Genomic DNA, 20,439 nt, shown 5'->3' with positions numbered 1-20,439 from the left:
TACCCCCGATGTCCGCCGAGATCGTGCTCGGAGTCGGCGGTGGCATCGCCGCCTACAAGGCGTGCGAGCTGCTGCGGCTGTTCACGGAGTCGGGCCACCGGGTCCGGGTCGTGCCGACCGCGTCGGCGCTCCGCTTCGTCGGGGCGCCGACCTGGGCGGCGCTGTCCGGCCAGCCGGTCGCCGACGACGTCTGGTCCGCCGTGCACGAGGTGCCCCACGTGCGGCTCGGCCAGCAGGCCGACCTGGTGGTGGTCGCGCCGGCCACGGCCGACCTGCTCGCCCGGGCCGCCCACGGCCTCGCCGACGACCTGCTCACCAACACCCTGCTCACCGCCCGCTGTCCGGTGGTGCTCGCCCCGGCGATGCACACCGAGATGTGGGAGCACCCGGCCACCGTCGCCAACGTGGCCACCCTGCGGTCCCGGGGGGTACGGGTGATCGAGCCCGCCGTCGGCCGGCTCACCGGCGCCGACAGCGGCAAGGGTCGGCTACCCGACCCGGCCGAGATCTTCGCCGTCGCCCGCCGGGCCCTCGCCCGGGGCGTCGACGCCCCCGCCGATCTGGCCGGCCGGCACCTGGTGGTCACCGCCGGCGGCACCCGGGAACCCCTCGATCCGGTCCGTTTCCTCGGCAACCGGTCCTCCGGCAAGCAGGGCTACGCGTTCGCCCGCGCCGCCGTCGCCCGGGGCGCCCGGGTCACCCTGATCGCCGCCAACGTCTCGCTGCCCGATCCGGCCGGGGTCGACCTGGTCCGGGTGGGCACCACCGAGGAGTTGCGCACCGCGACCCTGGCTGCCGCCGTCGGTGCCGACGCGGTGGTGATGGCGGCGGCACCGTCGGACTTCCGACCCGCGACCTACGCGACCGGCAAGATCAAGAAGTCGGACGACGGCAGCGCGCCGACGATCGCGCTGGTCACCAACCCGGACATCGCCGCCGAGCTGGGCCGTCGCCGTCGACCGGAACAGGTGCTGGTGGTGTTCGCCGCCGAGACCGGCGACGCCGAGGCCAACGGCCGGGCCAAACTCGCCCGCAAACGCGCCGACCTCGTCGTCGTCAACGAGGTCGGCGTCGACAAGGTCTTCGGGGCCGAGACCAACGCGGCCACCGTCATCGGTGCCGACGGCAGCGTGCACCACCTGCCCGAGCAGGCCAAGGAGGAGCTGGCCGACCGGGTCTGGGACCTCGTGCGCGACCGCTGGCCCGCCCGTTCCTGAACGGTGGATGGCGGCTCGCCCGGTCGTGAGCGGTACGCGAGGGTGACTAGACTGCTGCGGAACGATTATCTAAAGAGCTTAGGAGTGCCGTGACACGCCGCCTCTTCACGTCCGAATCGGTCACGGAAGGCCACCCGGACAAGATCGCCGACCAGATCAGCGACGGGATCCTCGACGCCCTGCTCACCCAGGACCCGCACAGCCGGGTGGCGGTCGAGACCCTGATCACCACCGGTCAGGTCCACGTCGCCGGCGAGGTGACCACCAAGGCGTACGCCGACATCCCGACCATCGTCCGCGAGACGATCCTCGGCATCGGCTACGACTCGTCGAAGAAGGGCTTCGACGGCGCTTCCTGTGGCGTCAGCGTCTCCATCGGCGCGCAGTCGCCGGACATCGCCCAGGGCGTCGACAACGCCTTCGAGTTGCGGACGGGCGCGTCGGAGAGCGCGCTGGACGCCCAGGGCGCCGGCGACCAGGGCATGATGTTCGGCTTCGCCTGCTCCGAGACGCCCGAGCTGATGCCGCTGCCGATCGCGTTGGCCCACCGGCTGGCCCAGCGGCTGTCCGCGGTGCGCAAGGACGGCACCATCCCGTACCTGCGGCCGGACGGCAAGACCCAGGTCACCATCGAGTACGAGGGGCTGCGCCCGGTCCGGCTGAACACCGTCGTGGTGTCCAGCCAGCACGCCGCGGACATCTCGCTGGACTCGCTGCTCACCCCGGACGTGCGGGACCACGTCATCGCTCCGGAGCTGGAGAGCCTGGGCCTGGACACCGAGGGCTACCGGCTGCTGGTCAACCCGACCGGCCGGTTCGAGATCGGTGGCCCGATGGGCGACGCCGGCCTGACCGGCCGGAAGATCATCGTCGACACCTACGGCGGGTACGCCCGGCACGGTGGCGGCGCGTTCTCCGGCAAGGACCCGTCCAAGGTGGACCGCTCGGCGGCGTACGCGATGCGGTGGGTGGCCAAGAACGTGGTCGCCGCCGGCCTCGCCGAGCGTTGCGAGGCGCAGGTCGCGTACGCGATCGGCAAGGCCCACCCGGTCAGTCTCTTCATCGAGACCTTCGGCACCGAGAACGTGCCGGTCGAGCGGATCGAGCGGGCCGTCGGTGAGGTCTTCGACCTGCGTCCGGCCGCGATCATCCGGGACCTCAACCTGCTGCGTCCGATCTACCAGCAGACCGCGGCCTACGGCCACTTCGGCCGGGAGCTGCCGGCGCTGACCTGGGAGAGCACCGACCGGGCCGCCGACCTGAAGTCGGTAGCGGGCGCCTGACCGGCACCACGCCCAGCGACCGGCGACCCGCTGACGGGTCGCCGGTCGCTCGGGTTTGCGTCGACGTCGCGCTGGCGCACCTCGACCGCCCCTTCGACTACCTGGTCCCCGCCGCCCTGGCCGACGACGCGGTCCCCGGGGTGCGGGTCAAGGTCCGCTTCGCCGGTCAACTGGTCGACGGGTGGCTGCTGGAGCGGGTCGACAGCTCCGCGCACGACGGCAGGCTGGCCTACCTGGAGAAGGTGGTCTCGCCGGAGCCGGTGCTGGCCCCCGAGGTGGCCCGGCTGGCCCGCGCGGTCGCCGACCGGTACGCCGGCAACCTCGCCGACGTGCTCCGGCTGGCCGTCCCGCCCCGGCACGCCCGGGTCGAGAAGGAACCCCGCGCCGACCCCGTGCCGGTCGTCGTCGACCCGTCCGACGCCGGGTCGACGACGCCCGCCGTGGACGGCCTGGACCCGCGTGGCTGGCGGGACTACCCGGCCGGTCCGGCGTTGCTGACGGCGCTCGCCGACGGGCGGGCCCCCCGGGCGGTCTGGTCGGCGCTGGCCGGGGAGGACTGGGCGGCCCGGTACGCCGACGCGGTCGCCGCCACCCTCGCCGGGGGGCGGGGCGCGGTCGTGGTGGTCGCCGACGCCCGGGACCTCGACCGGCTCGACGCGGCGCTGACCGCCCTGCTCGGCCCCGGGCGGCACGTGACCCTCTCCGCCGCGCTCGGCCCGGCCCGCCGGTACCGGGCCTTCCTGGCCGCCCGGCGGGGGGACGTGCCGGTGGTGATCGGCACCCGGGCCGCCATGTTCGCCCCGGTCGACCGGCTCGGTCTGGTGGCGATCTGGGACGACGGGGACGACCTGCACGCCGAGCCCCGGGCCCCCTACCCGCACGCGCGCGAGGTGCTGCTCACCCGGGCCCGGCTCGCCGACGCCGCCGCGCTGGTCGGCGGCTGGACCCGGACCGCCGAGGGGCAGTTGCTGGTGGAGACCGGGTGGGCCCGCGAGGTGGTGGCGGACCGGGCGACCCTGCGGGCGCGTACCCCGGCCATCGCCCCGACCGGGGACGACCCGCAACTGGCCCGCGACCCGGGCGCGGCGACGGCCCGGCTGCCCAGCCTGGCCTGGACCACCGCCCGGGACACCCTGCGCGCGGACGCGCCGGTGCTGGTCCAGGTGCCCCGCCGGGGCTACCTGCCCTCGGTCTCCTGCGCGGACTGCCGGACCCCGGCCCGCTGCCCGCACTGCGCCGGTCCGCTGGCGCTGCGTGCCGCCGACGCCCCGCCGGCCTGCCGCTGGTGTGGCCGGGTCACCGCCGCGTACGCCTGCCCGCAGTGCGGCGGGCGGCGGCTGCGGGCGGCCGTCACCGGGGCCCGCCGGACCGCCGAGGAGCTGGGCCGGGCGTTTCCCGGGGTGCCGGTGCGCACCTCGGGCCGCGACGAGGTGCTCGCCGCCGTGCCGGCCGGTGCCGCGCTGGTCATCGCCACCCCGGGCGCCGAGCCGGTGGCCGACGGGGGGTACGGCGCGGTCCTGCTGCTGGACTCCTGGGCGCTGCTCACCCGGGCCGACCTGCGGGCCGGCGAGGAGGCGCTGCGGCGGTGGCTGTCCGCTGCGGCGCTGGCCCGTCCCGCCCCGGCCGGCGGGAAGGTGGTGGTGGTCGCCGACGGGGCGCTGGCCCCGGTGCAGGCGCTGCTGCGCTGGGACCCGGGCTGGTTCGCCGCGCGGGAGCTGGCCGAACGGCGGGAGTTGGGCTTCCCACCGGCGGTGAAGATGGCAAGCGTCACCGGGGGCGCGGAGGCGGTGGCCGACCTGCTGGCGCAGGCCCGGCTGCCGGACGGGGCGGAGGTGCTCGGCCCGGTCCCCGCCGACGAGGACCGGGAACGGATGCTGGTCCGGGTGCCCCGGTCCCGGGCCGCCGCGCTGGCCGGCGCGCTGCACACCGCCGCCGGGGTCCGCAGCGCCAGGCGGGCCGCCGAACCGGTCCGCCTGCAGGTCGACCCGCTCGCCCTGTTCTGAGTCGTCGGTCAGTTCCGTCGGGTGCCCGGCCAGCCCGCCGTCGCACCCCGGGTCCGCCGGACGGCGCGCGTACGCGTGATAGCATCGCCCCTCATGCCCGGGCGCACGAATGGCGCGACGAAGGCGGAACGCGTCGGGTCGACGCCAAATCGATGATCTCAATCAGCCGGTGAGCAGGGGTGGACCAGTCGTGACCGTTCGTCAGTCGATCGTCTTCAACGGTGACCTCGGCAGCGGCAAGAGCACCGTCTCCGTCGAGATCGCCAAGCGGCTGGGCCTGCGCCGGGTCAGCGTCGGTGACCTCTACCGGCAGATGGCCCAGGAGCGCCAGATGACCGCGCTCCAGCTCAACCTGCACGCCGAGCTGGACCAGGCCGTCGACGGCTACGTCGACCAGCTCCAGCGCGACATCGCCGCCTCCGGCGAGTCGCTGGTGATGGACTCCCGGCTGGCCTGGCACTTCTTCACCGACGCGCTCAAGGTGCACATGATCACCGAGCCGGCCGAGGCGGCCCGCCGGGTGCTGCTGCGCCCCTCCGGGCCGGCCGAGAGCTACACCTCGCTGGCCGAGGCCGAGGCCAGGCTGCGTGAACGCAGCGACAGCGAGCGCAACCGGTTCATCCTCCGCTACGGCGTCGACAAGGCCCGGCTGCGCAACTACGACCTGGTCTGCGACACCACCCGGGCCTCCGCCGAGGAGGTCATCACGCACATCGTCGACGCGTACGAGGGCCGGCTCGCCGCCGACGTGCTGCGCGACGCCCCCCCGCTGCTGCTGCTCGACCCGGCCCGGGTCTACCCGACCGAGGACGTCGCCACCCTGCGCGGGCTCGACGGGTCCGGGCTCGTCGGGGAGCTGGCGGCGGCCGGCGACGAGGCCCTCGCCCCGCTGCGGATCGGCTTCACCGGCGAGTACTTCTTCGTCGTCGACGGGCACCGCCGGCTCAGCGCCGCCCTGCGCAACGGTTTCCCGCTGGTGCCCGCGCAGCTCGTCGCCGAGGTGGACGAGCCGGTCGTCGGCCAGACGAGCGCCGTCGACTACTTCGCCGCCCACGTGCGCCCCAGCCTCGTGCACGACTGGGAGGCCGCCCACGGCACCCGGCTCCCGCTGCCCGCGCACGTCCTGCTCGGCGGGGACGCCGTGCTGGCCGGCGAACCGGGCGCCGGCGGCTGACCCGGCCGCCCACCCCGATCACCACCGGTCGCGGTACGCCGGCCGGTGCCCCCGCCGGACTCCGTAGACTGGTACGGCACCACGCCGTCCAACGAAGGAGCCACCCCGCGTGACCGTCCAGCCCATCCGTCTGTTCGGGGACCCGGTGCTGCGCACGCCGGCCGATCCGGTCGTCGACTTCGACGTCGAGCTGCGTAGGCTCATCGCCGACCTCACCGACACGATGCGTGACCGCAGCGGTGCCGGGCTGGCCGCCCCCCAACTCGGCGTGGGCCTGCGGGTCTTCACCTTCGAGGTGGACGACGTGCTCGGCCACCTGGTCAACCCGGTGCTGGAGTTCCCCGACACCGAGGAACAGGACGGCCCGGAGGGCTGTCTGTCGATCCCCGGGCTCTACTTCGACACCAAGCGCCGGCAGAACGTGATCGCCAAGGGCTTCAACGGCTACGGCGACCCGTTGCAGATCGTCGGCACCGGGCTGATGGCCCGCTGCGTCCAGCACGAGACCGACCACCTCGACGGGGTGCTCTTCCTCGACCGGCTGGACCCGGCCGGGCGCAAGGAGGCGATGAAGGCGATCCGCCAGGCCGACTGGTACGACGAGGCCGCCCCGCCGACGGTCAAGGTCAGCCCGCACGCCGCCGGCAACCCGTTCGGCCTGGGCCGGTGACCGCCGGCATGCGTCTGGTCTTCGCCGGTACGCCGGCGGTCGCCGTCCCCGCCCTGGCCGCCGTGCACGCCTCCGGGCACGAGGTGGTGGCCGTGGTGACCCGCCCCGACGCGCCCGCCGGTCGGGGCCGGGGCGTGTCGCGGTCCCCGGTCGGCGTCTGGGCCGACGAGCACGGCGTCGAGGTGCTCACCCCGGCCCGCCCCCGGGAGCCCGAGTTCCTCGACCGGCTCCGTACGCTGGCCCCCGACTGCGTGCCGGTGGTCGCCTACGGCGCGCTGGTGCCCCCGGCGGCGCTGGAGATCCCCCGCTTCGGCTGGGTCAACCTGCACTTCTCACTGCTGCCCGCCTGGCGGGGCGCGGCACCCGTGCAGCACGCGGTGCTGCACGGCGACGAGCTGACCGGGGCCAGCGTCTTCCAGTTGGAGCAAGGGCTGGACACCGGCCCGGTCTACGGCACGCTCACCGACGAGATCCGCCCCACCGACACCTCCGGCGACCTGCTGGAGCGGCTCGCCCACTCCGGTGCCGGGCTGCTGGTCGCCGTCCTGGACGCGATCGCGGCGGGCACCGCGCGGGCCGAGCCGCAGCCCGCCGACGGGGTCTCGCTGGCCCCGAAACTGACGGTGGACGACGCCCGGGTGCGGTGGGGCGACCCCGCGTTCGCGGTCGACCGGCGGGTGCGCGCCTGCACCCCCGCGCCCGGCCCGTGGACGACGTTCCGCGGCGACCGGGTCAAGCTCGGCCCGGTCATCCCGGTCGGCAACGGCCCCACCCTGAAACCTGGAGAACTGCTGGTGGAGAAGTCCCGCGTGCTGGCCGGCACGGCCACCGTGCCGGTGCAGCTCGGTGAGGTGCGCGCGGCGGGCAAGAAGGCCATGCCGGCGACCGACTGGGCGCGTGGCGTCCGGGTCGCCGTCGGGGAGGAACTCGCGTGACCGGGCCGACCGCACGACCCGACCGTCCGGCGGACACCGACCGGCGCGGCGACGACCGGCGGCCCTCCGGCGGCACCCGGGGCGACCGTCCCGCCCGCACCGGCGGGTGGGGCGACCGGGCCGGGTCCGACCGGCGCGGCGGGCGACCCGGCCGACCGGTCCGTCCGGCCGTCGACCTGCCCCGGTACGCCGCCTACCAGGCGGTCGCGGCGGTGCACCGCGACGACGCGTACGCCAATCTGGTGTTGCCGGCGATCCTGCGCGAGCAGGGGCTGACCGGGCGGGACGCCGCCTTCGCCACCGAGTTGACCTACGGCACCCTGCGGCAGCTCGGCACCCTCGACACGATCCTCACCGCCGCGGCCGGGCGGGACGTCGCGCGGATCGACCCGCCGGTCCGCGACGCGTTGCGGCTCGGTGCCTACCAGCTTCTGCACACCCGGGTCCCGGCGCACGCCGCCGTGTCCTCCACCGTCGACCTGGTCCGCACCGTGGGGGAGGGGGCCACCGGCTTCGCCAACGCGGTGCTGCGCGAGGTGGCCGGCCAGGACGTCGACGCGTGGACGGCGAAGCTCGCCCCGACCATGGCCGCCGACCCGATCGGCCACCTGGCCGTGACCTACAGCCACCCGCAGTGGATCGTGCGGGCCTTCGCCGATGCCCTCGGCGGTGACCTGGGCGAGGTGACCCGGCTGCTGATCGAGGACAACGAGCGCCCGCCGGTGCACCTGTGTGCCCGTCCGGGCCTCCTCGACCCGGCCGAGTTGGCCGACGAGGTCGGCGGCGCGCCGGGTGCGTTCTCGCCGTACGCGGTCTACCTGCCCGGTGGCGCGCCGGGTGACCTGCCGGCGCTGGCCAACGGCCGGGCGCACGTGCAGGACGAGGGTTCCCAGCTGGTGGCGAACGCGCTGGCCACGGCCCCGCTGGACGGTCACGACGGCCGCTGGCTGGACCTGTGCGCGGGCCCCGGTGGCAAGGCCGGCCTGCTCGGCGCGCTCGCCGCGCAGCGGGGTGCCCGGCTGACCGCGGTGGAGGTGTCGGAGCACCGGGCCCGGCTGGTCGAGCAGGCCACCCGGGGGTTGCCGGTGGCCGTGCTGCACACCGACGGGCGTACGGTCGGGGCCGATCCGAAGCTGCCGGAGGGGCACTTCGACCGGGTGCTGGTCGACGCCCCGTGCACCGGGCTGGGGTCGCTGCGCCGCCGGCCCGAGTCGCGGTGGCGGCGGCAGCCGTCGGACCTGCCGCCGCTGACCCGGTTGCAGCGGGAACTGCTCTCCGCCGCGCTGCGGGCGGCCCGGCCTGGTGGTCTGGTCGGCTACGTCACCTGTTCCCCGCACACCGTGGAGACGCACGTGACGGTCACCGAGGCGGCCCGGCGCGCCGGGGTGCCGGCGGACTTCGTGGACGCCCGGACGGTCCTGCCGCCGGGCATGCCCGGCCTGGGCGACGGCCCCACCGTCCAACTCTGGCCGCACCGCCACGGTACCGACGCCATGTTCCTGGCCCTGCTCCGCCGGGGCTGACCCCCACCCGCCCCGCCTCGTCCGTCCCCGCCCGTCCCCGGTGATCAAGAGAATGGCGTCAACGATCCGTCGTCGGATGACGCAAACCTCTTGATCATCGAGGTCGGGTGACGGCGACGGGGTGGGGACGGGCGGGGTCGGGGTCAGATGGCGGGGAGGCCCTTGGGGCCGGCGCCGCGCATCGAGCGGGTCAGCTTCCGGTCGTCGCTCCACAGGAAGCAGCGGATGCCCCGGTCGCCCTCCTCCCACTCCCGCTGCGACGGCGGATAGAAGATCGACCCGGCCCGGTACGGCAACTCGCTGTTGTTGGGCACCTCGGCGAAGCCGGCGATCAGCGCCATGCACCGCCGGTGCACCCGCTGGTTGGCGCGACTGAAATCGGCCCAGCTCAGGTCACTGCGTTCCAGGTAGACGCCGACGAACTCGGCGCGGTGCGGCTCGGAGCAGAGCACCGGGGCCATGTAGTTGAGATTGTTGCCGATCAGTTTGGGATCGAAGCAGCGGTGGCTGAGCGGATTGTCGCCGATCATCGCCCCGCGCAGGCTGCCGACCCGGTTCACCGGCCGGGTGTTGTCGATGCTGTCGGTCTCGCTGAGGTCGCACCGGAACCAGCGGGCGCCGCTGTTCCAGGCCGAGTTGGCCGGCAGCGCGATGTTCATCGTCAGCCGGGCCGAGTGCCAGTCGCCCCCGAGGACGTCGCGGGCCCGCTGGTCGCACTCGGTACGGGCGGGACGCAGCGCGGCGGAGCCCGGCTCGGGCCGCTCGCCCCGGGTCACCGCGCCGGTGAACGTACCGACGTGGATGGTCTCGGCGAGGTGGCTGCGCGCACAGTCCACCGTCTCGTAGGTGCCGGCCTGCACGACCGGGGTGATCCGGGGCAGGCAGGCGTCCGTGGCGGGCACGAACGACTGGGCCACCGGCAGCACCGGCCAGTCGTCGAGCAGGTCGCCGTCAGCGCCGTGCTGCGGCACGCAGCCGCTGAGCGCCACCGTCACGGTGCCGGCCAGCGCCAGCGCCACGAGCCACCGTCGCATCGTCCGCCCTTTCCGGGGGTCGACGGCCCGTCGCCGCGCCCCGCCCCGCCCGGCGTGCCCGCCGCCGGGCGAGCATCATACGTGACCGTCCCTGATGGAGTGTTGCCTCTTGCGGGCCGTTCGGCCAGTCGGCACCGGCCATTCGTCCCCGACTCCCGGGGAAAGGAGCCGATGGTGCACCACGGGTCACGCCTGGGTCACAGGGCGTCGCTCATGGTGGCGTGCTGTCCGCGGCGGATGGCCGCGTTCGTACACTTGCCCTGTGACCGTACCGCCGTCGATCATCGCGCCCAGCATCCTCGCCGCCGATTTCGCCCGCCTCGCCGATGAAGTCCGTGCCGTCGAGGACGCCGCGGACTGGCTGCACGTCGACGTGATGGACAACCACTTCGTGCCCAACCTGACCATCGGCCTGCCGGTGGTGCAGAGCCTGCGGGCGGTGACCCGGCTCCCGTTCGACGTGCACCTCATGATCACCGACCCGCGGCGGTGGGCCCCCGGCTACGCCGACGCCGGCGCGTACAACGTCACCTTCCACGCCGAGGCGTGCGACGACCCGGTCGCCCTCGCCAAGGACCTGCGCTCGGCCGGGGCCAGGGCCGGGCTGGCCATCGACCGGGACACCCCGATCGAGCCGTACCTCGACCTGCTGCCCAGCTTCGACACCCTGCTGATCATGACGATCAAGGCCGGCTTCGGCGGGCAGCGGTTCCTTCCGCAACTGCTGGACAAGGTGCGGGCGGCCCGCCGGCACGTCGACAGCGGCCACCTGGAACTGCGCATCGAGGTCGACGGCGGGATCGCCGCCGACACCATCGAGCAGGCCGCGGCGGCCGGCGCGGACGCCTTCGTCGCCGGCACCGCCGTGTACGGGGCGGACGACCCGGCCGAGGCGGTCCGCCGCCTGCGCGGGCTGGCGGAGCGCGCCAACGCCGGGGCCTGAGGTGGAACCCACCGGCGACCGCCCCGACGTGATCCTGGTCGTCGACGACGACGAGGACATCGCCCGCTTCGTCGAGTTCAACCTGCGGCTGCACGGCTTCGAGGTGCTGCACGCCGGGGACGGCCAGGAGGCGCTCGACATGATCGAGCAGCACAAGCCGGACCTGGCCGTGGTCGACCTGATGATGCCGCGCATCGACGGCCTGGAGCTGACCCGCCGGCTGCGCGCCAACCCGATCACCTCGGCACTGCCGGTGATCATGCTGACCGCCAAGGGCATGACCGTGGACAAGGTGCACGGGCTCAGCGCCGGTGCCGACGACTACCTGGTCAAGCCGTTCGACACCGCCGAGCTGGTGGCCCGGGTCAGCTCCACGCTGCGCCGCAACAAGGAGTTCCGCGAGGTCTCCCCGCTGACCGGCCTGCCCGGCAACAGCCGGATCCGCCGGGAGATCAGCGACCGGGTCCGCAGCGGCGTCGACTACGCCGTCGGCTACATCGACATCGACCGGTTCAAGAGCGTCAACGACCGGTACGGCTTCGTGCGGGGCGACGAGTTCATCTCCGCGCTGGCCCGCAGCCTGTACCGGGCGGTGGTCGCGATCGGGCTGCCGCCGGCCTTCCTCGGTCACGTCGGCGGCGACGACTTCGTGATCGTCTGCGCCCCCGACCAGATCCGCCCGCTGACCTCCCGGGCCGTGGTCGACTTCGAGAAGACCGCCGACACCCTCTACGACCCGACCGACCGGGAACGCGGCTTCGTCGAGCTGAAGGACCGGCGGGGCAACATCCGGCGGGCGGCCCTGGTCACCCTGTCGATTGGTGTGTCGCTCTCCGACGCCCGCAAGCGCTTCACCGACCCGCTGGCCGCGATCGCCGTGGCCAGCGAGATGAAAACGGTCGCCAAGAGCCAACCGGGGTCATACGTCGCGGTCGACAGGCGACGGGCCGACGGGGTGTGAAGTAGCACGCTGGAGGTGGCGGACTCCCCGGGGTTACGTGTAAGACTTCGCATGTACCCACCACGCGCTGGCGGGGCTCGGTGAAATTCCGAACCGGCGGTGATCCACGCTCGACGTGGCAAGCCCGCGACCCGGACGGCTGTGCCGCCCGGTGGACCTGGTGAGAATCCGGGGCCGACGGTGGGGGAGCGGTCCGTCCGCACCCCCGACAGTCCGGATGGGAGACAGCGCGCGGGCGGGGCGGGCCTGCGTGGCGTCTCTTCCGACCGCGTGGGCTCCCCTGGGGCGGCCCTGCCGTTCCCGGTTCCGCCGCCGCCTGCCCGCCTGCTCCCGTACCGCCCGCGCGGGGACCGGCGAGCGAGAGGGCAGGGCATGGGCGGCGTCTCCGTGGACGAGGCGATGCGTCGTGCCATCGAACTGGGCGCGCGGGGTCTCGGCACCACCAGTCCCAACCCGGTCGTCGGTTGCGTGCTGCTCGACGCGGACGGTGTCGTCGTCGGGGAGGGCTTCCACGCCTACACCGGCGGCCCGCACGCCGAGATCGTCGCGCTCGCCCAGGCCGGCGAGCGCGCCCGGGGCGGCACCGCCGTGGTCACCCTGGAACCCTGCGACCACACCGGTCGCACCGGCCCGTGCAGTCACGCGCTGATCCGCGCCGGCATCGCCCGGGTGGTCATCGCCGTACCGGACCCCAACCCGGTCGCCTCGGGCGGCGCCGCCACCCTGCGCGCCGCCGGGGTGCGGGTCGAGTCCGGGGTACGCGCCGACGAGGCCGAGGCCGGCAACGTCGCCTGGCTGACCTCGATGCGGCGCGGTTGGCCGTACCTGATCTGGAAGTACGCCGCCACCCTCGACGGCCGGTCCGCGGCGGCCGACGGCAGCAGCATGTGGATCACCTCCGAGGCGGCCCGGATGGACGTGCACGCGTTGCGCGGCACTGTCGACGCGGTCATCGCCGGGGTCGGCACCGTGCTCGCCGACGACCCCCGGCTGACCGCCCGTAACCTGCGCGACGGCACCCTGGCCATCCGGCAGCCGCTGCGGGTGGTGGTGGACAGCGCGGGACGTACCCCCGCCGACGCCCGGGTCCGCGACGGCGCCGCCCGGACCTGGATCGCCACCGTCGCGGAGGTCGGCGCCGGCCCGGACGGCCGGGTCGACCTGCCGGCCCTGCTGGCCGAACTGCACCACCGGGGGGTACGCGCCGCGCTGCTGGAGGGCGGTCCCCGGCTGGCCGGGGCGTTCCTCGCCGCCGGCCTGGTCGACCGGGTCGTCGGGTACGTCGCGCCGAAGCTGCTCGGGGCCGGCCCGACCGCGCTTGTCGACGCGGGTGTGACGACCATCGCCGACGCCATCGATCTGGAAATCACCGACGTTACCCGGGTCGGGTCCGACCTGCGGATCACCGCGCTGCCCCGGAAGAGGGAGGCCTGAGATGTTCACCGGCATCGTCGAGGAGTTGGGCGAGGTCGTCCGGATCGCCGACACCGGGGGTGACTCGGCGCTGGTCGCGATCCGCGGCCCGCTGGTCACCTCCGACGCCCGGCACGGCGACTCCATCGCGGTCAACGGGGTCTGCCTGACCGTGGTCGACGTCGACGGCGGGGTGTTCACCGCCGACGTGATGGGCGAGACGCTGCGCCGCTCGGCGCTGGGCGGGCTGCGCCCCGGCGACCCCGTCAACCTGGAGCGGGCCGCCGCGCTGAACAGCCGGCTCGGCGGGCACCTGGTGCAGGGCCACGTCGACGGCGTCGGCGAGGTGCTCTCCCGGGAGCCGGCCGCGCAGTGGGAGACGCTGCGGTTCCGGCTCCCCACCACGCTGGCCCGGTACGTGGTGGAGAAGGGCTCGATCACCGTCGACGGGGTGTCGCTGACGGTGGCGGCGGTCGGCGACGACTGGTTCACCGTCGGGCTGATCCCCACCACCCTCAAGCTCACCACGCTCGGCGGCCGGGGGGTCGGCGCGCCGGTCAACCTGGAGGTGGACGTGCTGGCCAAGTACGTCGAACGCCTCCTCGACGCCCGCCTGCCCGCCGGGCCCGACGGCACCGCCCCGCTGCCCGGGGACGTCGCCGGAGGGACGCGGTGAGCGGCCCGGTCGGCTGGCTGCTCGACGCGCAGGTGCACGTCGTCGGTTCCCCGGTGCTGGTCCGGGAGATCGTCGGCAACGCCTTCGGGCTGGTCTCGGCGCTGCTCGGGCTGCGCCGGCTGGTCTGGGCCTGGCCGGTCGGCATGATCGGCAACGGGCTGCTGTTCACCGTCTTCCTCGGCGGGGTGTTCGCCACCCCGCAGGCGCACGACCTCTACGGCCAGGCCGGCCGGCAGGTCTTCTTCTTCGCGGTCAGCGTCTACGGCTGGTGGCGGTGGTCACGCAACCGCCGTCAGGGCGGGGACGCCCCGGCGGTCACCCCCCGCTGGGCCACCGACCGGGAACGGCTCGGTCTGCTGCTGGCCGCCGCCGTCGGCACCGCGCTGGGCTACCCGCTGCTCGCCGCGCTCGGCTCGTGGGGGCCGCTGCCGGACGCCTGGATCCTCACCGGCAGCCTGCTGGCCACCTACGGGATGGCCCGGGGCTGGGTGGAGTTCTGGCTGGTCTGGATCGCGGTGGACGCGGTCGGCGTACCGCTGCTGCTGCGCGGCGGCTTCTACCCCTCGGCGGCGATGTACCTGGTCTACGGCGCGCTCTGCGGCTGGGGCTTCGCCGCCTGGTGGCGCACCTCGCGGGCCAGCCGCACGGCGTCGACACCGATCCCGTCCACCTACTCGGAGGTCGTGGCATGAGCAGCCAGGCGGTCACCTTCGCCCGGATCGAGGAGGCGGTGGCGGACATCGCCGCCGGCCGGCCCGTGGTGGTGGTCGACGACGAGGACCGGGAGAACGAGGGCGACCTCATCTTCGCCGCGGAGCTGGCCACCCCGGAGCTACTCGCCTTCATGGTCCGCTGGACCTCCGGGTACGTCTGCGTCCCACTGACCGAGGCGGAGTGCGACCGGCTGGACCTGCCGCCGATGCACCACACCAACCAGGACCGGCGCGGCACCGCCTACACGGTGACCGTGGACGCCCGGGAGGGGGTCAGCACCGGCATCTCGGCCGCCGACCGGGCGCACACCATCCGGCTGCTCGCCGATCCCGGCACCGACCCGACGGACCTGGCCCGCCCCGGCCACGTGGTGCCGCTGCGGGCCCGCGCCGGCGGGGTGCTGCGTCGTCCCGGGCACACCGAGGCGGCGGTCGACCTGACCCGGCTGGCCGGGCTGCGTCCCGCCGGGGTGCTCTGCGAGCTGGTCAACGACGACGGCACCATGATGCGCCTGCCGGACCTGGAGAAGTTCTGCGCCGAGCACTCGCTCACCCTGGTCACCATCGCCGACCTGGTGGCCTACCGGCGGCGGCACGAGAAGCAGGTGGAGCAGGTCGCGCAGGCGCGGATGCCCACCCCGTACGGCGTGTTCCGGGCGCTGGGCTACCGGGCCGAGCACGACCCGGCCGAGCACGTCGCGCTGGTCTTCGGTGAGCTGGGCGACGGCGAGGACGTGCTGGTCCGGGTGCACTCCGAGTGCCTGACCGGGGACGTCTTCGGGTCGCTGCGCTGCGACTGCGGGCCGCAGTTGCAGGCGTCGCTGGCCCGGGTCGCCCGGGAGGGGCGGGGCGTGGTGCTCTACGTGCGCGGGCACGAGGGGCGCGGTATCGGCCTGCTGCACAAGCTCCAGGCGTACCAGCTCCAGGACCAGGGCCGCGACACCGTGGACGCGAACCTCGACCTGGGCCTGCCGGCCGACGCCCGGGACTACGGCACCGGCGCGCAGATCCTCTACGACCTGGGGGTGCGGTCGATGCGGCTGCTCACCAACAACCCGGCCAAGCGGGCCGGGCTGGAGGGGTACGGCCTGACCGTCACCGGCCGGGAGGGGCTGCCGGTCCGGCCGCACCCGGAGAACGTCCGCTACCTGCGGACCAAGCGGGACCGGATGGGCCACCTGTTGGACGAGCTGGACGAGGTGACCGAGGCCCCGATGGGCCGGCCGGTCCCCGGCGACGAGATCGGAGCATGACGATGGCGGGTTTCGGTGAACCCGGAGTGACCCCGGTGGACGCCGCCGGGCTGACCGTCGGGGTGGTGGCGGCGCGCTGGCACGGCGAGCTGACCGACCACATGCTCGACCGGGCGGTGGCCGCCGCGCAGGCGTGCGGGGCGCGGGTCGTGACGGCCCGGGTGGCCGGCTCGGTGGAGTTGCCGGTGGTGGCGCAGGCCCTGGCCCGGCGCTGCGACGTGGTGGTGGCGCTGGGCGTGGTGGTGCGCGGCGCGACCGCCCACTTCGACTACGTCTGCCGGTCGGTGACCGACGGCCTGACCCGGGTCGCCCTGGACGAGGGCAAGCCGGTGGCGCACGGGGTGCTGACCGTGGAGAACCTCGACCAGGCCCGGGACCGGGCCGGGCTGCCCGGCTCCGCCGAGGACAAGGGCTGGTCGGCGACGGTGGCCGCCCTGGACGCCGCGCTGGCGGTCCGGGCCGTGTCCACGGCCAACGGCCACCGCGTCGGCTTCGCCGGCTGACCGCCCGCCCGGGCCCGCCGGGCCGGCGGGCTGTGGCCTCTTGGGCCGATGTTGTGGGGTCCGGCGGACGTAGACCCCGCAACATCGGCCCATACGGGTCGTTCCGGAGGGCGCGGTCCCGCTACAGCCGGCCGGCCTCGATGATCCGCCTGAGGAACTGCCGGGTTCGCGGCTGGGTCGGTTCGCCGAACACCCGGGCGGGCGGCCCGGCCTCGACCACCCGGCCGGCGTCGAGGAAGCAGACCTGGTCGGCGACCTCCCGGGCGAACCCCATCTCGTGGGTGGCCAGCACCATCGTCATCCCGTCGGCCTTGAGGTCCCGGATCATCGCCAGCACCTCGCCGACCAGCTCCGGGTCGAGCGCCGAGGTGACCTCGTCCAGCAGCATCAGCCGGGGCGAGTTGGCCAGCGCCCGGACGATCGCCACCCGCTGCTGCTGGCCGCCGGAGAGCCGGTCCGGGTAGGCGTCCGCCCGGTCGGCCAGTCCGACCCGGGCGAGCAGCTCCCGGGCCTGTGCCTCGGCGTCGGCCCGCGCCCGCCGGTGCACCCGGCGCGGCGCCAGGGTGACGTTCTCCAGCACGCTCAGGTGCGGAAACAGGTTGTACGACTGGAACACCATGCCGATGCGCCGACGGACCCGGTCGGGGTCGACCCGGGGGTCGGAGATCTCCTCGCCGTCGAGCGTGATGGTCCCGTCGTCGAGTTCCTCCAGCAGGTTGACGCAGCGCAGCAGCGTCGACTTGCCCGACCCGGACGCCCCGATCAGGGCGACCACCTGGTGTTCGTCGACGGTCAGGTCGAGCCCGTCGAGCACCACCCGCCCGCCGAACTCCTTGCGTACCCCCTGGCAGGTCAGCACGGCCATGGTCAGCCTCCGGACTGGCGTCGGGCCGCGCGCAGCGTCACCCAGTCGGTGACCGCGATCAGCGGGATGGCGAGCAGCACGAACAGCACCCCGGCCACGATGTACGGGGTGTAGTTGAAGCTCTGCGCGGTGGCGATCTGGGCCGCCCGGACGGCGTCGATCGGGCCGGCCAGGGAGACCAGCCCGACGTCCTTCTGCAACGCCACCACGTCGTTGAGCAGCGGCGGCGCGACCCGCCTGACGGCCTGCGGCAGCACCACGTGCCGCATGGTCTGCCGGTAGGTCAGCCCCAGCGAGCGGGCCGCCGCGAGCTGGCTGGGGTGGACCGACTCGATGCCGGCCCGGAACACCTCCGCCAGGTAGCCGCCGTAGGTGAGCACCAGCGCCAGCCCGCCGAGCACCAGCACCGGGGGCATCCCCTGCAACCGCAGGCCGGGCACGCCGAGGGTGAGCACGTACAGCACGATGATCAGCGGCAGGCCCCGGAAGGTGTACGTGTAGCCGGCGGCGAGCGCGCGGACCGGGAAGAAGACCGGCCCGCGCAGGGTCCGCAGCAACGCGATCAGCAGGCCGAGCAGCAGCGCCCCGACGGCGCAGCAGACCAGCAGCCGGACGTTCAGCCACAGCCCGACGAGCACCTCCGGCAGGGCGTCGAGGGCGATCGTCGGGTCGAGGAACGACCGGCGGACCCGGTCCCAGCCGGGCGCGCCGGTGACCGCGACGACCAGCAGCGTGCCGAGCACCGCCGTGGAGGTGGCGGCGACCAGCACGCTGCGGGTCGTCTGCCGGCGTCGGTACGCGGCCCGCCGCCGTTGGGCCGCCGACGGGAGGTGCCGACGGCCCACCGGCACGCCGTCGTCGGCTGGTGACACCCGGCTCACTGGAGTTCGGTCGCCCCCGCCACCTGGGCGAGCCACTTCTGCTCCAGTTGCTTGAGCGTGCCGGCCTCGGCGAGTTCACCCACCGTCTTGCTGACGCACAGCGTGAGCGGGGAGTCCTTGTCCAGCAGCAGCCCGAACGCCTCCGGCGCACCCACCTGCGGCAGTTGGCCGACGATGGTGGCGTCGGTGACCTCCGCACCGGTGATGTAGAACGCGGTCGGCAGGTCGACCACCAGCCCGTCGATCTGGCCGTTCTGCAGGGCCTTCTTGGCGTCGTCGTTGCTGTTGTAGACCTGCGGCTTGACCGAGGGCTTGATGAGGGCGGTGATCGCCTGGTAGCTGGTCGTGCCGACCTGCGCGCCGAGCTTGGCGTTCTTCAGGTCCGCCACCGACTTCTTCCCGGCGATCTTCGACGACTTGAGCGCGATGACCGTCTGCCGCACCAGGTAGTACGGGGCGGAGAAGTCGACCGCCTGCTTGCGTTCCTCGGTGATGGAGAACTGGTTGATGTCGAAGTCGAAGGTCTTCGGGCCGGGGGCGATGGCGGTGTCGAACTTCACCCGGGTCCAGGTGACGTCCCCCCGCGCATACCCGAGCCTCTCGGCCACCGCGTACGCGACGGCGGCCTCGAAACCCTCGCCGCTGTCCGGCTTGTCGCCCTTGAACCACGGCTCGTACGCGGGTTCGTCGGTGGCGATGGTGAGCTTGCCGGGCGTGCGGGTCTTCAGGCTGTCCTTGGCGCAGGACGCCGCGGTGGGGACGGTGTCGGGGGTGGTGGGTGTGGGGTCCTGCGGTGCGCATCCGGCCACGGCGACGAGGAGCGCGGCGGTGGCGGCGGCGCGGGTACGTGAGCTGCTGCTGACCATGGCCGCCAGGATAGAGAAGACCACCGATCCCCCGAAGGGTGTCCCATCAGGTAGATGGGAGATCGATGTGCAAACGTGTCCGGCCCGTTGCCGGTGGCCGGTGACCCGCGCCCCGGCCGGCCGGAGCGCCCGACCTCCCCGGATGCGTCCCAGCCTGCGGGAACAGGGTGCGGGCCGGGCGACCCGGCGCGTGAGGCGTCGGTGGGTGGCTGGAAGAATCCGGTTCCGTGAAGACGTTCGAGGAGTTGTTCGCCGAGCTCCAGGCCAAGGCCGCCGCCGGCACGCCGGGTTCCGGCACGGTCGACGCCCTGGCCAAGGGGGTGCACTTCGTCGGCAAGAAGGTCGTCGAGGAGGCGGCCGAGTCGTGGATGGCCGCCGAGCACGAGGGCCCGGAGCGTACCGCCGAGGAGATCTCCCAACTGCTGTACCAGGTGCAGGTGCTGATGCTGGCCAGCGGTCTGGAGCTGAAGGACGTCTACCGACATCTGTGAGTGCGCCCGCGTCGTTGATCTGATCCGATCGAAGGAGCACTCCGTCATGCTGCGTGTCGCCGTACCCAACAAGGGGGCCCTGGCCGAGAAGGCCGCCCAGATGCTGCGCGAGGCGGGCTACCGCCAGCGCACCGACCCCAAGGACCTGGTCTGCCCGGACGAGGCCAACGACATCGAGTTCTTCTACCTGCGCCCGAAGGACATCGCCACCTACGTCGGCTCGGGCGACCTCGACGTCGGGATCACCGGCCGGGACCTGCTGATCGACTCCGGCGCGCCCGCCGAGGAGGTGGTCGACCTGGCGTTCGGCCGGGCCACCTTCCGCTTCGCGGCCCGTCCCGAGGACGTCGGCGACGTGCAGGAGCTGGGCGGGCACCGGATCGCCACCGCGTACCCGGGGCTGGTCGAGCGGTACCTCGCCGAGCTGGGCGTCAAGGCCGACGTGATCCGGCTCGACGGCGCGGTGGAGAACGCCATCCGGCTCGGGGTCGCCGACGTCGTCGCCGACGTGGTGGAGACCGGGGCGACGCTGCGTCAGGCCGGGCTGGTCGTGTTCGGGGAGCCGCTGCTGCGGTCCTCGGCGGTGCTGGTCCGCCGGGCCGGCGCGCCGGCCCACCCGCAGGCAGAGCAGTTGCTGCGTCGCCTGCACGGGGTGCTGGTGGCCCGCCGGTACGTGATGCTCGCCTACGACGTGCCGGCCGGCCTGCTCGACCGGGCCAGCGGCCTCACCCCGGGCATCGAGTCGCCGACGGTCTCCCCGCTGCACCGGGAGGGCTGGGTCGCCGTGCAGGCGATGGTGCTCCGCGACGACGTCCACCGGATCATGGACGAGCTGTACGAGCTGGGTGCCCGCGCCATCCTGGTCACCAACATCCACGCCTGCCGCCTCTGAGTCCCGCCGCTGCCCGGGGCCCCCAGCCTCCCGGTCGCCGGTCGCCGGTCGCCGGCCGCCGCGCCATGATCCCCTCAACTGGGCCGACGTGGCGGTATCGACACCACCCTGATACCGCCACGTCGGCCCAGTGGCGGTGCCTT

The 20,439-nt window shown here is 74.1% G+C and carries 20 protein-coding genes and 1 riboswitch; of the genes, 16 read left to right on the top strand and 4 right to left on the bottom strand.

Annotated elements, in window-relative coordinates:
* The first annotated feature begins 8 nt into the window (after positions 1–8).
* From coaBC to B5D80_RS18870, 7 genes are all read left to right on the top strand, one after another.
* Positions 9–1,217 (top strand): bifunctional phosphopantothenoylcysteine decarboxylase/phosphopantothenate--cysteine ligase CoaBC, encoded by a 1,209-nt coding sequence (gene coaBC, locus B5D80_RS18900; protein ID WP_088645211.1) that lies wholly within the window; start codon positions 9–11, stop codon positions 1,215–1,217.
* Between the two features lie 89 nt (positions 1,218–1,306).
* Positions 1,307–2,500 (top strand): methionine adenosyltransferase, encoded by a 1,194-nt coding sequence (gene metK / locus B5D80_RS18895; protein ID WP_088645210.1) that lies wholly within the window; start codon positions 1,307–1,309, stop codon positions 2,498–2,500.
* A complete protein-coding gene (locus B5D80_RS18890) occupies positions 2,497–4,503 on the top strand; it encodes a primosomal protein N' (protein WP_088645209.1) in 2,007 nt (668 codons plus the stop codon). Before metK ends, B5D80_RS18890 begins: the two co-directional genes overlap by 4 nt.
* Positions 4,504–4,693: 190 nt before the next feature.
* Positions 4,694–5,677, top strand: coding sequence for an AAA family ATPase (locus tag B5D80_RS18885; RefSeq protein WP_088645208.1), 984 nt, complete (start codon positions 4,694–4,696; stop codon positions 5,675–5,677).
* Positions 5,678–5,786: 109 nt separating this feature from the next.
* A complete protein-coding gene (gene def / locus B5D80_RS18880) occupies positions 5,787–6,347 on the top strand; it encodes a peptide deformylase (RefSeq protein WP_088645207.1) in 561 nt (186 codons plus the stop codon).
* An 8-nt stretch (positions 6,348–6,355) separates the two neighbouring features.
* On the top strand, positions 6,356–7,282 hold the full coding sequence (gene fmt / locus B5D80_RS18875) for a methionyl-tRNA formyltransferase (protein WP_088645235.1): 927 nt from the start codon (positions 6,356–6,358) through the stop codon (positions 7,280–7,282).
* Positions 7,237–8,805: an RsmB/NOP family class I SAM-dependent RNA methyltransferase gene (locus B5D80_RS18870; RefSeq protein WP_245854751.1), complete on the top strand. Its 1,569-nt coding sequence runs from the start codon at positions 7,237–7,239 to the stop codon at positions 8,803–8,805. Before fmt ends, B5D80_RS18870 begins: the two co-directional genes overlap by 46 nt.
* A gap of 143 nt (positions 8,806–8,948) precedes the next feature.
* Here the strand turns inward: B5D80_RS18870 and B5D80_RS18865 are convergent, their stop codons facing one another.
* Positions 8,949–9,839: a septum formation family protein gene (locus tag B5D80_RS18865; protein ID WP_088645205.1), complete on the bottom strand. Its 891-nt coding sequence runs from the start codon at positions 9,837–9,839 to the stop codon at positions 8,949–8,951.
* Between the two features lie 262 nt (positions 9,840–10,101).
* Between B5D80_RS18865 and rpe the strand changes: the two genes are divergently transcribed.
* The 7 genes from rpe (at position 10,102) to ribH (ending at position 16,301) form a co-directional block, all read left to right on the top strand.
* Positions 10,102–10,782, top strand: a complete 681-nt coding sequence (rpe, locus tag B5D80_RS18860; protein WP_088645204.1) for a ribulose-phosphate 3-epimerase — start codon at positions 10,102–10,104, stop codon at positions 10,780–10,782.
* A gap of 1 nt (position 10,783) precedes the next feature.
* Complete coding sequence (locus B5D80_RS18855) at positions 10,784–11,743, top strand: response regulator (protein ID WP_088645203.1); 960 nt, start codon at positions 10,784–10,786, stop codon at positions 11,741–11,743.
* 62 nt (positions 11,744–11,805) lie between these two features.
* A riboswitch (FMN riboswitch) is annotated at positions 11,806–11,976 on the top strand.
* Between the two features lie 139 nt (positions 11,977–12,115).
* Complete coding sequence (ribD, locus tag B5D80_RS18850) at positions 12,116–13,177, top strand: bifunctional diaminohydroxyphosphoribosylaminopyrimidine deaminase/5-amino-6-(5-phosphoribosylamino)uracil reductase RibD (RefSeq protein WP_088645202.1); 1,062 nt, start codon at positions 12,116–12,118, stop codon at positions 13,175–13,177.
* 1 nt (position 13,178) lies between these two features.
* The gene (locus B5D80_RS18845) at positions 13,179–13,832 is read left to right on the top strand and encodes a riboflavin synthase (protein ID WP_088645201.1); all 654 of its coding nucleotides are present in this window, start codon (positions 13,179–13,181) and stop codon (positions 13,830–13,832) included.
* Complete coding sequence (gene pnuC / locus B5D80_RS18840) at positions 13,829–14,524, top strand: nicotinamide riboside transporter PnuC (RefSeq protein ID WP_088645200.1); 696 nt, start codon at positions 13,829–13,831, stop codon at positions 14,522–14,524. The genes B5D80_RS18845 and pnuC overlap by 4 nt, the downstream gene beginning before the upstream one ends.
* Positions 14,521–15,798, top strand: a complete 1,278-nt coding sequence (locus tag B5D80_RS18835) for a bifunctional 3,4-dihydroxy-2-butanone-4-phosphate synthase/GTP cyclohydrolase II (protein ID WP_088645199.1) — start codon at positions 14,521–14,523, stop codon at positions 15,796–15,798. The genes pnuC and B5D80_RS18835 overlap by 4 nt, the downstream gene beginning before the upstream one ends.
* A gap of 2 nt (positions 15,799–15,800) precedes the next feature.
* Positions 15,801–16,301 carry a 6,7-dimethyl-8-ribityllumazine synthase gene (gene ribH / locus B5D80_RS18830; protein WP_088645198.1) on the top strand — a complete coding sequence of 167 codons (501 nt, stop codon included), beginning with the start codon at positions 15,801–15,803 and terminating at the stop codon, positions 16,299–16,301.
* A gap of 121 nt (positions 16,302–16,422) precedes the next feature.
* On the opposite strand, the gene B5D80_RS18825 is transcribed toward ribH, so the two are convergent.
* The 3 genes from B5D80_RS18825 to B5D80_RS18815 are packed head-to-tail and all read right to left on the bottom strand — an operon-like array spanning position 16,423 to position 18,913.
* On the bottom strand, positions 16,423–17,166 hold the full coding sequence (locus B5D80_RS18825; protein ID WP_088645197.1) for an amino acid ABC transporter ATP-binding protein: 744 nt from the start codon (positions 17,164–17,166) through the stop codon (positions 16,423–16,425).
* A gap of 2 nt (positions 17,167–17,168) precedes the next feature.
* Entirely contained in the window at positions 17,169–18,038 is an 870-nt protein-coding gene (locus B5D80_RS18820; RefSeq protein WP_425437214.1) for an amino acid ABC transporter permease, read from the bottom strand.
* Positions 18,039–18,043: 5 nt separating this feature from the next.
* Positions 18,044–18,913: an ABC transporter substrate-binding protein gene (locus B5D80_RS18815; protein ID WP_088645196.1), complete on the bottom strand. Its 870-nt coding sequence runs from the start codon at positions 18,911–18,913 to the stop codon at positions 18,044–18,046.
* 227 nt (positions 18,914–19,140) lie between these two features.
* Here B5D80_RS18815 and B5D80_RS18810 point away from each other — a divergent pair, with 227 nt between their 5' ends.
* Complete coding sequence (locus tag B5D80_RS18810; protein ID WP_067305135.1) at positions 19,141–19,404, top strand: phosphoribosyl-ATP diphosphatase; 264 nt, start codon at positions 19,141–19,143, stop codon at positions 19,402–19,404.
* A 46-nt stretch (positions 19,405–19,450) separates the two neighbouring features.
* Complete coding sequence (gene hisG, locus B5D80_RS18805; protein ID WP_088645195.1) at positions 19,451–20,296, top strand: ATP phosphoribosyltransferase; 846 nt, start codon at positions 19,451–19,453, stop codon at positions 20,294–20,296.
* The last annotated feature ends 143 nt before the right edge of the window (positions 20,297–20,439 follow it).

It is taken from the genome of Micromonospora wenchangensis (genome assembly GCF_002210435.1).
Taxonomy (GTDB): Bacteria; Actinomycetota; Actinomycetes; order Mycobacteriales; family Micromonosporaceae; genus Micromonospora; species Micromonospora wenchangensis.
This window is presented reverse-complemented; position numbering and strand designations above follow the sequence as displayed.

Bases quoted from the DNA above. Each gene is read 5' to 3' on its own strand.
- coaBC (WP_088645211.1), top strand. From the start codon at position 9: ATGTCCGCCGAGATCGTGCTCGGAGTCGGCGGTGGCATCGCCGCCTAC.
- B5D80_RS18845 (WP_088645201.1), top strand. From the start codon at position 13,179: ATGTTCACCGGCATCGTCGAGGAGTTGGGCGAGGTCGTCCGGATCGCC.
- B5D80_RS18865 (WP_088645205.1), bottom strand. From the start codon at position 9,839: ATGCGACGGTGGCTCGTGGCGCTGGCGCTGGCCGGCACCGTGACGGTG.
- B5D80_RS18815 (WP_088645196.1), bottom strand. From the start codon at position 18,913: ATGGTCAGCAGCAGCTCACGTACCCGCGCCGCCGCCACCGCCGCGCTC.
- B5D80_RS18835 (WP_088645199.1), top strand. From the start codon at position 14,521: ATGAGCAGCCAGGCGGTCACCTTCGCCCGGATCGAGGAGGCGGTGGCG.
- fmt (WP_088645235.1), top strand. From the start codon at position 6,356: ATGCGTCTGGTCTTCGCCGGTACGCCGGCGGTCGCCGTCCCCGCCCTG.
- ribD (WP_088645202.1), top strand. From the start codon at position 12,116: ATGGGCGGCGTCTCCGTGGACGAGGCGATGCGTCGTGCCATCGAACTG.
- ribH (WP_088645198.1), top strand. From the start codon at position 15,801: ATGGCGGGTTTCGGTGAACCCGGAGTGACCCCGGTGGACGCCGCCGGG.
- hisG (WP_088645195.1), top strand. From the start codon at position 19,451: ATGCTGCGTGTCGCCGTACCCAACAAGGGGGCCCTGGCCGAGAAGGCC.
- B5D80_RS18825 (WP_088645197.1), bottom strand. From the start codon at position 17,166: ATGGCCGTGCTGACCTGCCAGGGGGTACGCAAGGAGTTCGGCGGGCGG.